A 13,642-nucleotide genomic window follows, 5' to 3' on the forward strand; every position below is an offset into this window, starting at 1 on the left:
CACGTTCCTGCTTCAAAGCCCTGCCGTCGGTTTCGATGCCGAGACAAGATTTATATCGGCCTATTGTGAAACCCCTGGTACGAAATGTCTACCCAAACGACCACGGACTCGACTCCAACGACCGAGCACCTCTATCGGGGTCTCAAGGTCCTCCGAGGATCGCTCTTGCTGTCCACCATCGTGATAGGCGTCATCCTGTTTCTCATCGCGGTGTTCTTCGAGGTCGTCAACCAGAGCTACCTGATGCTGACCGGGCACGACGGCGTTTTCGCGGCGATGTTTGGCGTCTTCGGGATTTCAGCGGTCGTTGCTGGGAGTTTCTTTTACCTCGCGCTCAAAATCGTACAGCAACGGTAAGCCTATTTTCTGTCCGAAGTGATTCTCCTCGCAGTTCGATTGGTTGTCCAGGACGTACTAGCTGGCTTCCGTGCCGTCCGGCCGCTACACGACTCCGTGGGCCGAAAATCGATTGAAACACGTCGATCGCCCGTTGTCCTAAGACCGTAGTGTAAGTATCGTTATAGAAATATATTTAGGGTACTGTTTGTAATGTAGGCACCGTATGCCGCAAGGTAACAAAGATAAGACTATCTCTTCCGCGAAGGAGTACCTCACTCGGCGGAAGATGATGGCAGCAACCTCAGCAATGGTCACCGGTAGCGTTGCTGGTTGTTTCAGCACCGAAGACGATGGTAACGGCAATGGTGGAAACGGTGGAAACGGTGGAAACGGTGGGAACGGCGGCGGTGATTCGGTCACGATCAGAACGTTCATGCAGTCCATCCCAACCCAGATGAACTGGAACACGTGGGCGCCGAGCTACCCGTGGACGCCCTCGTGGCTGCTCCTCGAACCCGTTCAGCGGTGGTACGCCGATGGATCGATGTCCCTCGACCTCATCGATGACTGGGACTACGACGCCGACACTCAGGAACTGACGGTCCACCACAACGAAGAGTTCTCCTGGTGGAACGGTGACGTGGTCAACGCCGCCGACAAGTACTGGTACGGCGAGGTTGCGCGATTGCTCAGTCCCGACTCGAGCAATTACGAAACCCTCCATCTCGAGAACAACGGTGGGACGATCATCCGCGAGTACAAGGAGCCCCAGAACCCCGAACTGGTCGGAAACTACCTCGGGGGCTACCTCGGCGAGATGATGCGCGGACACCGAGACAAGTACAAACCGTGGGCCGAGGAACTCCAGGACGCCACGACCGACGACGAACGGCTCGAAATCGAAGAGCGGTTGGGCGAGGAGATGCCCATCAATATGGAGACCTTCATCGACGAAGGGCTCGGCCTTGGCGCGTTCCAGGCCGTCGACTACGACGAACAGGGCATCTACTGCGAACTGTTCGAAGGTCACCCGTACGCCGACCAGATCGAGATCGACGAACTCGACTACGTGCTCGCCTCCGGCGACGCCATCGCCCAGCAGATGGTCGGCGGCGACCTCGATTTCGGATTCGCACAGCTCTCGAACTGGCTCGGCGACCAGGAGGTGGATCACCTGGAGACGATCGGGTCGTTCGAGAGCACGTTCATGCGGAAACTCGAGTTCATGATGGATGGACCTGGCTCCAAACACATCCGTCAAGTCGAGTTCCGCCGAGCCATCGCACACCTCCTCAGCATCGAGAACATCTCCGAGAACTTCGCGCCCCCGAACTCGGTCCGGACGGCACAGACGGGACTTCCCGAGGCGGTCACCGAGCAGCGTCTGGGCGACTACGCCGACGACTTCATCGAGTACCCCGTCGGCGCGGACGAGGAGGGCGCAGCGGAGCTCCTCAATTCGATCGGCTACGAACAGGACGGCAACAGCTGGGTCGACGACGAGGGCGAGTCCATCTCGCTCGAGATGGTCGTCCCCGACTGGGCCTCCAACCCCGCTCGAACGGCGGCGGACAAACTCTCGAACTTCGGGTTCGAGACTGATCTGCAAGTTCTCGAGGGTGCAGCGTACAACGACAGTACCGAAGACCACGTCGACTTCGACCTCTCGATGGGCAACCACGGTGCATTGATCGCTCACCCGTACGCGTACTTCCGACCGACGCACGCCGCCGGCAACGACCTGGGCGACGAGGCGCTCATCGAGGATGCGCTGGCAAACGGCGAGAGTCGTTCACCGTACAACGGCAAAGAACTCGTCGTCGAAATTCCGGAGGAAGTCGGCCAGGAAGACCTCTCGGGATCGACCCAGGAGGTCAATCTGTACGAGCTCTTCCAGGAGTGGATGACGACGGATACCGAAGAACGGAGCAAGGAGATCGCCGAGACGTTCACCTGGTTCTGGAATTTCTACCTCCCGGGAATCGACCTGTTCCAGCCGATGTCCGGCTCCTGGGGCAACGTCGAGAACTGGGAGTTCGCGACCGACAACAGCGACTGGGAGGCCTACCGTGGTTCGTTCCACGCCGCCATGCGTGGCCACATCTCCCCGAAGTAACCGAAGTAACGACCGGACGAGCAATTCATCTTTTTTGACGCGAATCGATGCAGACGAGACTGCACGGTCCGTCTTCGAAACCGCCGTGTTCGAGTCGTCGTTCCAGTTTCGTCGAAGTCGGAGCGAAATCGCTGCCCTGAAATTGTCCGTCGTGCGTGTGGTAGCTAGCCCGTGTGATAGCCAGAGACGCACTCGAGAAGCGAGCCGAACGTTCACACGACCATTCGCGTATTCGCGTGGCAGAAACCACATCCGACCGAAACGACACCAATACGACGCCTACTCCACTGGAAGCGACTCGAGGACGTCGGGGTCCCGGGCGAGCACGTCGGCGAGTGCCGCCCCGGCCGTGTCCGGCAGCGGCGAGGGTAGACCGAGGCGGTCCTGGACGTAGGTTGCGACGTAGGCCACGCCCTCTGGCAGGTCACTGTGCTCGTTCGGGAGGCCGAGAGAGACGAGGACGACCGGCACCGTCGTCGCGAGTTCCTCGACGATCCGTCGCTGGCCCTCGGGGAACGCCTCGCGGGCGTACGTCGTGACGACAGCGACGTCGACGCTGTCGGCGACCGACCGGAGCGTCTCGAGGGATCGTTCCGTCGACTCGGGTTCCATCGTCGGCTTCGGGTCGTCGAGCGTACGAACGTCGCCGGGAGCGAGCGAGCAGGCGAGGACGTCACCGAATGCGGCGTCGAGGTGAGGCTCGAAGTCCTGGACACCTCTGATCCCGGTCAGGAGTACGGACGCGTCCGGCGAAAGCGGGAGGACGTCGCCGTTGCCCAAAACGGAGAACGACCGCTCGTAGGCCTCGCGAGCGATCGCTTCGTGCTCGGTGCTCGCCATCGACTCGATGGCTTCGAGCGGATCGACGTATCGGCGCTCACCGACGTCGTGGCGGTCTTTCAGCGCCAGGATGCGCTCGACGGACTCGTCGATGCGAGATTCGGAGAGGCGACCAGACTCGACCGCCTCCAGGATCGCATCTCGCGTCTCCAGGAGGTCGTCGGCGGGGACGAATCCGGTGAGGACGAGGTCGGCGCCGGCCTCGATGGCCCGTACGGCGGCCTCACCGACGGGGTAGTTGTCGGCGATGGCGTCCATCATCATCGCGTCGGTGACGACGACGCCGTCGAAGCCGAGGTCGTCCCGGAGGAGGTCGGTGAGGATCGCCGGAGAGAGCGTCGCGGGAAGGCCCGGATCGAGACACTCGACGACGATGTGGGAGGTCATGATGCAGTCGACGCCCTCCTCGATCATCGTCTCGAACGGCGGCAGGTGGACCCGCTCGAGGGTTTCTCGGTCGTAAGTGACGTGCGGTAACTCCATGTGGGAGTCGAGTTCGGTGTCGCCGTGGCCCGGAAAGTGTTTGGCGACGGCCACCTGGTCTTCTGCGTGGATTCCCTCGAGCGCGGCCGTCGCATACGTAGCGACCGTCTCGGGCGTGGTGCCGGGAGAGCGAACGCCGATGACGGGGTTGTCGGGGTTGGTGTTCACGTCGACAACGGGCTGGTGGTTCATATTGAGGCCCATCCCCAGCATGTCCTGGGCGATGGCCGCCGAGACGTCCCTCGCGAGGTCGAGGTTGCCGGCGGCCGTCCGTCCCATGAGTGCTGGGTACGCGCGGGTCTCGTGTCTGACGATGTCGACGGTTCCGTACTCGCAGTCGGCGGAGATCAACAGCGCCAGTCCGGGGTCCACGTCGGCGGCCCACTCCTGTACCTGGTTCGTGTACTGGGCCATGAAGTGGGGCGTCACCCGGTGGTTTCCGTAGATCCGGAGTGCTCCCGGTCGGACTGTCTCGAGGACTGTCTTCATCTCTTCGGTGGGCCACCCGGTCTCGGTCTCGAAGTTCCCGAGTCCGATTCCCGCGTGGATCAACTGCCCGACCTTTGCCTCTAGCGATAACGCTCCGATCGTCGTCGATGCGTCGGCCATATACGCTCTCTCGAGCGATAACTCAAAGGTCTTTCTGGACCGGCTATCCGGATGACGTACGGTGGAACGGGGAGAGGGAGCGTAAACGCCGGTCCAGGACGACTTCTGACGTGACCCAATCGGTTAAGACGGTGGCATCGCATACCTCGAATACGATGTCGGGACTACTCGCAGACGAGACGGTGATCGTCACCGGCGGAACCCGCGGAATCGGACGGGCCATCGTCGACCGATTCGCGGCAGAGGGAGCCAACCTGGTCGTCTCCTCGCGCAGCGACGACGACGTGACGACCGTCGCGGAGGAACTTCGCACGGAGCACGGCGTCGACGCCGTCGGCGTCCCCTGTGACGTCACGAACGCCGACGAGATCGAGGTGCTGGTCGACGCGACTCTCGAGCGATTCGGCGAAATCGACGCCCTCGTAAGCAACGCCGGTGGCTCGATCAACGACGACAACCTCCATCGAATCGACGAGGAGGCCTGGGATCGCACCGTCGAACTCAACCTGAAGTCGCTCTTCCTGGTCGCTCGGGAGGTGCTCCCCCCGATGGTCGAGAGCGGCGGCGGCTCGATCGTTCACATGTCCTCGGTCAACGGCCTGGACGGAATCGGTCAGATCGCCTATTCCTCCGCCCGGAGCGGCGTCGTCGGCCTCTCGCGACTCATCGCGACGCAGTACGGCCGCCACGGCGTTCGATCGAACGTCGTCTGCCCAGGGACCATCGAGACCGACCGACGAAGCGGGCAGATGGACACAACCGGCGAGAGCCGCGCGTCGGACGAACACGACGGCGAGTGGACCCAACGCGACCAGTGGATCGACCAGTACCCGACCGGCCGATTCGGCCGGCCGGAGGAGGTTGCCGACGCGACCCTCTTTCTCGCTTCGGACATGTCTTCGTTCGTCAATGGCACGCACCTCGTCGTCGACGGCGGACTCACCGCCGGGCTGGACTGGAGCTTCCAGCAGCAAATCTTCGGGAGCGACGAAACGCCGACGCGACCGAGCAAGCGGTAGGCACGCCTCGAGGCGTTCTTTCCACCGAAAACTGAGTCCGACGTAGAACCCGTGTCGAGATAGAGGGGGAGACCGTCAGACGTGCTCGGACGCCCACACGAAGAATCTGAGCGGCAGGGCCGTCTCGAGCAGCGGATCGCCCGCTCGAAGGTGCGCACACCGATCGTGCATGCCGAACAGGAGCGACGACATCGTCGTTCGCTCGCACTCGACGTCCGGCTCCAGCCCGTCGCTTCCGGGTTCGACCGACACCCCATCGGGACCGTAGACGATCCGGACCGACTGCTCGCCCGCGATAGCGAGTTCGACGCTTCCCTCGTCGGATCGCCCGCTCTCGAGCCAGCGCTCCTCGAGTTGTCCCTCGAACGCCTCGAGCACGGCCTGCAGATCGTTGATGCGGAACTTGCGATGCGGGCGCGCCGTCCAGAATCGACTGTGGCCGGAGAAGACCGGCTCGAGTGGATGCCACGGCGGGACGCGCGCCGTCAGGTCGTTCAGATCGAGCAGCGCCAGGACGTGCGAGAGTAGCGTCTCGAGGCCGCGTTCAGACCCACCGAACTCCTCGACCGTGCGGCTCCGACTCGTTCGGGTGAGGCTCACGTACGCTGGATCTCCTGCGCCACCGTAGCCACCCTGGCCAACGTCTTCACCGCCGTAGCCCTCGTCGTCACTACCGTCACCACCATCGGTACCGTCGTCGCCGCCGTCACCAACGTAAACGAACGTCTCCAGGTCGCGCTGTCCGAGGACGGTTCGAGTCTCGTCCAGGTCGCGGACCACGCGGTACGGTTCGGCCTCGTGAATCTCGTGAAGCGTCTCGAGGTGGGCGTCGGCGTCGTAGCCGACGACGGCTTCCGAGGCGGTCACGTCGCCGTCGAACGATCGCTCGGTGAGTTTGTACTGGTACTCGGTGCCGACGTTCTCGTAGCCGAAGTGGGCGTAGCGCTGGCGGTTGCCGCTCAGATCGGAGAGGGGAACGTCCTCGTCGGCCATCCGGTCGAACCAGAACTCGAGCAACTCGCTCATGTAGCCGTTGCCGCGGTACCGTTTGTCGGTGGCGACGCCGCCGATTCCCCAGCACTCGACCGTCTCGCCGTCGACGCCGGTCGAGAGGGTCTGGGGGACCGCGCCGATGTGACTCACGATCCGGTCGTCCTGGACGATGATCGCGTGGTGGTCACTGTGATCCGGGTTGTACGCGAACGGGAGGCTGGCCTGCATCCCGCCGCGCTCGTAGGCGAAGTTGCGATCGAGGAGGCCCATCATCTCCGAGAACTCCTCCGGGGTCGCGAGTCGCGGGCCGTCGGCGTCAGTCATCGGGACCACCGCTTCGTTGGTCGGTCGGTTTCGGTACGAGCGTCGGTCGTTAGGTTGTCAGTTGGCATTGTCGATGAGCGTCGTGAGTTGTTCGAGTTCGTGCGTTGCAATCGCGTCGTCGTCGGCGGGTTCGTCCTGGGGAACGCTACACTCGGCGGTGACGAACCCGTCGTATTCGGCCGCGACCAGCGCCTCGAACAGGGGCGCGTGATCGACCTCACCCTCGCCGAGTCGGCGGGGTCGATACGTCCGCAGGCCGTCGGCGGTCTCGAGGCGGAACGCGCCGTGGGCGTCCCCGTCTCCGTCCCCGTCTTCGTTCTCGTTCTCGTTCTCGTTCCCGTTCCCCCTGTTGTCCCCGTCGGCGATGAGTTGCTCGTCCTTGACGTGGACGTGGCGCAGGTCGTCGCCCAGTCGGTCGACCGATTCGGCACCGTACGCCTCGCCGACGAGGAACATGTTTCCGGCGTCGTGGATGACGCCTACATTGTCCCGGTCGATGGCCGACAGCAGTTGCTCCGTACCCGAAATCGTCTCGGAGAGCCAGCGGGCGTGGATTTCGATCAAGAGAGTGACGCCGTGCGCTGCAGCCCGATCCGCGGCCCGCTGGTACCACGTCGCAGCCGTCTCGACATCCTGATCGGTCGCCTTCCACGGGGCCGGCCCGCCGGGATTGTGCCGAACGAAGTCGCAGTCGAGCAGGGTCGCGAACTCGAGGAATCGTTCGAGCGCTTCGACCTGGGCCTCACACTCGGATCGGGACGTGCCGACGTACGCACCCGTGTAGGTCGCGAGACACGGGACGTCGAGGTCGTGATCGTCGAGCCGTTCCCGGAGGTCAGCAACCTCGTCGGTCGACCGGTCGACGGCGAGGTGGGGGGCCCGGCACATCGGTTCGAACCCGTCGTAGCCGATTTCGGCCGTAAGATCGACGGCCTCCTCGAGGCTCCGGTCGCGCAGAACCTTGCTGAACAGGGCTGATTGGATCGCCATCTGGTGTACGCTATTCCCGAGTCACTATAAATACTGGTACGGTATCGATTTGCCGTCGGCGCCAAGAAGAACACGACGCGTCGTGTCGCGACTCGATCGATTACGCGACGATCAGCGATCGTATTTAGTCGACCGATTGCGTAACGATCGGCGGTACAAACGATTAAGACCCTCGCCTCCATCGGACCCGATAACACATGACAGCGACCGAGCTCCGCGTCGTTCCTCGACCGCGTCGCGTCCAGGCGACGAGCGGAACCGTGCGATTCGAACCACCGTTTACGCTCGCCACGGGGGCGGACGTCCCCCCTGCCATCGGGTCCCTGTTCGAGACGCTCCTCGAGCGGGAGACGAACGCCCCGGTACGGCGAGGCACTGACGACGCGGACGTCGAACTACGTCTCGAGGACGCGCCCACCAACACACCCGCCGAGGCGTTCGACGATCCGGAGGGATACGTCCTCAAGGCGGACGCAGACGCAGGGACGGTATCGATTCGAGCCGCGACCGCCGATGGCCTCCGACACGGCTGCCAGACGTTCGTGACCGGAATTTCACGAGGCGGTGAGGGCGACGGGTACGAGCAGTGGACCCTGCCCGCCTGTGAAATCCACGACTGGCCGGAGTCGTCCTGGCGCGAGTTCATGCTCGACCCGGCCCGCGGCTTTCTCCCGGTCGAGCAGGTGAAACGACGGATCGACCAGGCCGCCCGGGCGAAGTACAACCGACTCCACCTCCACCTGATCAACGACGAGGGTTGTGCCCTCCAGTCCACGAACTACCCCAAACTGAACCAGGATGCGGACGGCACACCCCTCCCCGCGTACTCGCCCGAGGACGTCGACGAACTCGTCGCGTACGCAGCCGACCGGGGAATCGACATCGTTCCCGAGATAGACGTTCCGGCCCACGCCGGCCACCTCCTCGAGCGGTACCCCAAACTCAGGTGTACCGTCCAGGACGGCGAGCCCGCCGACCGGACGATCTGTATCGGGTCCGAGGAGACCGTCGAGTTCGTCGAGACGCTATTCGAGGAGGTAATCGAGCGGTTCCCATTCGAGTACGTCCACGTCGGCGGCGACGAGTGGGAGATGCAGGGGTACTCCTGGAACGAGTGCGTCGATTGCCAGGCGAAGATGGCCGCGGACGGCTCAGAGACGGACACCGAACACTTCTACGCGTTCGTTCGTCACCTCCACGACTTCCTCGCCCAGCACGATCGCCGGACGATCGTCTGGAACGACCAGATCGACATCTCGGCGTCGCCCGACCTCCCCCGGGACCTGCTGATTCACTTCTGGCGCGTCGCAGCGCCCGACCGGGGTCCGGTCGAGGGGTGTAGCCTGGAACGGTTCCTCGAGGAGGGGTTCGACGTGATCAACTCGTACGTCCACGCGGCCTACGTTCGGGGATGGATCACGGAGGACTACGTGCTCGGGTGGGCGCCCAGGCGTCGACCGACGGTGCCCGAGGAGCGAGCCCACCAGATCCGTGGCGGCGGACTGCTCGCGTGGGAACCGTCCGACGAGACGGAACGGGCGTACTTCGAGCGGGCGCTCCCGTCGGCGATGCCGATCTTCGCGGATCGACTCTGGAACTCGACGAGCGTCGACGACCGGGATGCGTACTCGCGGACTGTAACCCGACACGCGCTGGGTCCGTTCGTCCCGTCGGACTTCGACGTCTATAGCGAACTCGGCGGATTGATTCTGCCAACGTGGTGGAAACGTCCGTCCGGAACGCTGCTCGCGCACGTGAACAGTTCGCTCGGAGACCGAACGCCCGAACGAGCGAAAGCGAACTACCGATCAGCGGTCGAAACGCTCGCTGAACTGCGGGCGGCCGATCAGACGGTCTACCCCGAAACTGCATCGACGTACGAATCGTCACTCGGGTGGCTGATAGAGGTCGCCGAGCGAGATGGTCGGGGCGTCATCGATCGGCCTTGAGCGCCTTTCGAGACCTCATCGGGGCTCGTCGATCGAATTTAGCCGTTGCGATAGAAGTCCCTGGTAAACGGGCTCAAGTTTGAAATGGTCGGCACACAGCGGACTGATCAGATCGAGTTCTAGCGAGTTAGAACAGGAAGGAATTGTAAAACTATTAGACGGGAATGGCTCCTGTTTTATAGTATGTTCATATGTGATAACGATACAATAGTTTGCGAAAATTATATTGTGTTGTGAAGTAACGTGTGGGTGGATGTCGTATGATAAGCACTACCGAGACCGTAGCGAGTGGTCTCGACCGGAACTGGATGCAGTAAGCGACCGTTCGAGCGACTTCGACGTCTCGCGGCGATCGATGCTGGCGACGACGGGCGCTGGCATTCTCGGCGCGCTCTTCTCGAGCACCGGGACGGTCGGCGCCGCAGAGTCCGACGCGCTCAACGCGAAGACCCGGACTACGATCTGGACCGACGAGATGCGAGCAAACGCCCAACGGAACATCAAACGGTACGACTGGGCCGCGAGTCAACGGGACACCGCCGTCGCGGAAGCCGACGCTCGGTTGGAACAGCTGGGGCCCGACCTCGAGAGCCTCTGGAGCCTGGTCACCGCCCAGGGAATCCCCCGCGGCGGCGGACTGGTGAACCAGCGCGAGATCCTCGGCGGCTACCACGATTCGGGCGACGACCGTCTCTGGAAGATGCAGACGGAAGTCGACAATCCGCACGGCGACGGGAAACTCACCGTGCCGACGAACGACTTCGGTGCCTACCGCGAGAGCGGCCTGAACGACCGGGGAATGTTCGACCCTGACCTGGCCGACGATTCCCTGCTGGTTAACGAAGAACACCCCGAGATGGGGGAGGGATGGGGCGTCGACGACGGCTGGGGATGGGTCGACGAGAACGACGACCTGGGCGGCGGCACCGGCACCAGGTGGAACTTCGTCGCGTACTACAACCACTGGCACATCTGGCGGCCCGGGGGCATTCTCGGGCTTATTCGCCGCCTCACCGACGCCTACCTCTACACCGGCGACCAGAAGTACTCGAGGGCGGGTGCCGTCCTCCTCGACCGGATCGCTGACGTCTACCCCGAGATGGACCTCACTGAGTATACGTTCACGCTCGACGGGTTCTGGAACAGCCACGGTGGCCGCCAGACGGGGAAGGTGGTCGGCGCGTTCTGGGAGTCGAACCTCATGCGGCCGATCGTCCGCTCCTACGACGCGTTCTTCCCCGGCATGGAGGGCGACGACGAACTCATCGCGTTCCTCGACGCCAGGACCGACGAGTACCCCGGCCTGGAGGACAAGGATTCGATCGAGAAGATCAGAAAGAACATTGAGGACGGTATTCACCGCGAGATTCTGCCAGCGAATAAGAACTCGAACATGATCGTCGAGAGTGGCGGGGGCAGCGCGCTCGTGCAGGCCGCTCGCACACTCGACGAACCCGATGGCTACACACGAGAAGCGATCGAGTGGGTCTTCCAGCCCGGAGACGAGTACTTCGACGGCGACGTCTGGAACGAAGAGCCCGAGAACTGGTTCACCACAGGCGGAAACATTCTCACCCCGCTCGTAGACCGAGCCGACCGCGACGGCTACTTCGACATCGAGGCGCCCCACTACAACCGCATTCCTCACAGCTCGGTACGACAGGTGGCCGACTACCTCCGGGGTTACGATGCGTTCGACGGCGCGGACCTCTATCAGCACCCCAAACTCCAGCAGTCGCTCCTGCAGAATACGCACCTGCTGTTGATTGACGAGTTCACCCCACAACTCGGCGACGCACACGGACCGTCCGCCGTCGAGTGGAGCCAGACTTCGGTCGAAGAGGGATTCAAGCTGACGGGCGAGCCGATTTTCGCTCAGTTGTGGCACTACCAGAACGGGTACTCGACGGCGGGAATCAACGGCTCCATCTTCGACACTGAACCCGAGAACCTCAGCGACGACGTGCAGGGCATCATCGACGCCGAAGGCCCCCTCGACCTACCCAGCCAGAATCTCGCGGGCTACGGCTTCGCCGTACTCCGAGACGGCGAGAACTATCTGAACCAGTCGTTCGGGACGACCTACGACACCTCGGAACTGTTCGCTGACGCTAGTACCGAAGTCAACGATAGCTTCGACGAAGCCATCCAGTTCCAGTGCTACGAACCCGGCGAGTGGTGGACCTTCGAGTTCGATGCCGACGAAGCTGGCGAGTACGACCTCGACATCGAGGCGCTGTTCGTCGGTTCCTACGGTATCTACGACCTGTACCTCAACGGAGAGCAAGTCGACACTGTCGACTTCTACAGCCCTTCGTTCACCCGCGACACGATCACGTACACAGTCGATCTCGAGGCCGGCACTAACGAACTCCGCTTCGAGTGCGTCGGCAAGAACGACGAGTCGAGCAACTACCTGATGGCGCTTTACTACCTCACGCTGATCGGCGAGGACGAGCGCGAGGACTGGGAGAACGCCGCCGAACTCGGTAACGCCAAGCGCGCGTTCTGGATGTACTACGGCCGTACCGGCATCGACGCGGGCGGCAGCACCCACAATCACGGCGACGCGCTCAACCTCGGGGTGGCAGCTCACCGCCTCGAACTCTCGCCCGACCTCGGCTACCCGGAACGGACCGGCAACTGGCCGAAACACGACTTCACGAAGGGGACGATCAGCCACAACACCGTGACGGTCGACCGATCGCGCCAGGAGCAGCGGTGGGTCGCCACGCCGCGGCACTTCGAGGCCGAGGACGAGCGGGTGAACCTGATCGACGTCGATGCCTACCGGGCCTACGAGCAGTGCGACGAGTACCGCCGAACGACCGCGATGATCACCGTTGACGAGGAACACTCCTACGCTGTGGACTTCTTCCGCGTCGCCGGCGGCGACGATCACGTGTTCAGCTTCCACGGACAGGTCGGCGAGGCGACGGCCGAGGGCCTTGACCTCGTCCCCCAGGACGGCGGCACTTACGCAGGCGAGGATATCCGGAAGCCGGACTACGGCGAGGAAACCGACTACACCCGCGAGGTCGGGAGCGGCTTCAACTACCTCACGAACGTCGAACGCGACACCGATCCCGGTTCCAGCGTGGCCGTCGACTGGGACGTCGAGGACTACTGGAACCATCGCGACGACGACGCCGACGGCGTCCACCTGCGGCTGACGTCCTTCGGTGACTTCGACGAGGTCGCCCTCGCTGACGGCCACCCGCCCGACCGCAGCGGAAATCCCGACTCCCTGCGCTACGTACTCCTGCGTCGACAGGGGAACGACATCGAGAGCGACTTCGTCTCGACGATCGAGCACTACGAGGGCGAGCGCGCCGTCGACAACGTCGAGAAGGTAGCCGTCGACGGCGGCGAGGGTCACGCCGTCAGAGTCGATCTGACGAACGGGCGCACCGACTACGTCGTCTGTTCGTTCGAGGAGACCGACACGCTGACGATCGACGACACCTTCGAATTCAAGGGATTCTTCGGGCTCTACTCGATCGAAGACGGCGAACCCGAGTACGCCTACGTCCAGGACGGCACGCGGCTCAAGGCCCTCGACGAGCCCGCGCTCGTCCAGGAATCGGTCGGTCGCGTGCAGGGCATCGTCGAGGACTTCACCCGCGAGATATCTCTCGAGAACGAGTTGACGATCCGTGTCGGCGGTAACGGAAGCCACCTCGAGCGACACGCCGGCTTCGTCTACGTCGACAACGATGACTCCGATCCGTGGCGAGGCGAACCGGACCCGACGAACCCCATCGAAGGCCGCGGCCAGCGCGGCCAGGGTAACGGCGCCTACCCGATCGAAGGACTCGGGGGCAGCAACGGGAATCTGGTGACGCTCGATACCGGTCGCCAGACGTTTACCCGGGACTTCGTCGATCCCGACCAGCTCGAGGACACCGGCTACAACTACATCATCGACGACAACGACGACGTTCGGATTCCGTTGACGTCGACCTGGTCGGCAGAGTAAT

The 13,642-nt window shown here is 63.2% G+C and carries 8 protein-coding genes; 5 read left to right on the forward strand and 3 right to left on the reverse strand.

Annotated elements, in window-relative coordinates:
- The first annotated feature begins 84 nt into the window (after positions 1–84).
- Both NGM15_RS03650 and NGM15_RS03655 read left to right on the forward strand, forming a co-directional pair.
- Complete coding sequence (locus tag NGM15_RS03650; RefSeq protein WP_253435386.1) at positions 85–357, forward strand: hypothetical protein; 273 nt, start codon at positions 85–87, stop codon at positions 355–357.
- 271 nt (positions 358–628) lie between these two features.
- Complete coding sequence (locus NGM15_RS03655; RefSeq protein WP_253435388.1) at positions 629–2,455, forward strand: ABC transporter substrate-binding protein; 1,827 nt, start codon at positions 629–631, stop codon at positions 2,453–2,455.
- Positions 2,456–2,734: 279 nt separating this feature from the next.
- Here NGM15_RS03655 and NGM15_RS03660 read toward each other — a convergent pair whose 3' ends face one another.
- On the reverse strand, positions 2,735–4,387 hold the full coding sequence (locus NGM15_RS03660; protein WP_253435391.1) for a glycoside hydrolase family 3 protein: 1,653 nt from the start codon (positions 4,385–4,387) through the stop codon (positions 2,735–2,737).
- 155 nt (positions 4,388–4,542) lie between these two features.
- Here NGM15_RS03660 and NGM15_RS03665 point away from each other — a divergent pair, with 155 nt between their 5' ends.
- The gene (locus NGM15_RS03665) at positions 4,543–5,406 is read left to right on the forward strand and encodes an SDR family NAD(P)-dependent oxidoreductase (RefSeq protein WP_253435393.1); all 864 of its coding nucleotides are present in this window, start codon (positions 4,543–4,545) and stop codon (positions 5,404–5,406) included.
- A 75-nt stretch (positions 5,407–5,481) separates the two neighbouring features.
- Here the strand turns inward: NGM15_RS03665 and NGM15_RS03670 are convergent, their stop codons facing one another.
- Both NGM15_RS03670 and NGM15_RS03675 read right to left on the reverse strand, forming a co-directional pair.
- Entirely contained in the window at positions 5,482–6,723 is a 1,242-nt protein-coding gene (locus tag NGM15_RS03670) for a GNAT family N-acetyltransferase (protein ID WP_253435396.1), read from the reverse strand.
- Positions 6,724–6,780: 57 nt separating this feature from the next.
- The gene (locus NGM15_RS03675; protein ID WP_253435399.1) at positions 6,781–7,713 is read right to left on the reverse strand and encodes a sugar phosphate isomerase/epimerase family protein; all 933 of its coding nucleotides are present in this window, start codon (positions 7,711–7,713) and stop codon (positions 6,781–6,783) included.
- Positions 7,714–7,910: 197 nt separating this feature from the next.
- Between NGM15_RS03675 and NGM15_RS03680 the strand changes: the two genes are divergently transcribed.
- Both NGM15_RS03680 and NGM15_RS03685 read left to right on the forward strand, forming a co-directional pair.
- Positions 7,911–9,662, forward strand: coding sequence for a family 20 glycosylhydrolase (locus tag NGM15_RS03680; RefSeq protein ID WP_253435402.1), 1,752 nt, complete (start codon positions 7,911–7,913; stop codon positions 9,660–9,662).
- 253 nt (positions 9,663–9,915) lie between these two features.
- Positions 9,916–13,641, forward strand: a complete 3,726-nt coding sequence (locus tag NGM15_RS03685; RefSeq protein WP_253435405.1) for a heparinase II/III domain-containing protein — start codon at positions 9,916–9,918, stop codon at positions 13,639–13,641.
- Position 13,642: the final 1 nt, after the last annotated feature.

The sequence above is a fragment of the Natronosalvus halobius genome, from assembly GCF_024138145.1.
GTDB lineage: Archaea > Halobacteriota > Halobacteria > Halobacteriales > Natrialbaceae > Natronosalvus > Natronosalvus halobius.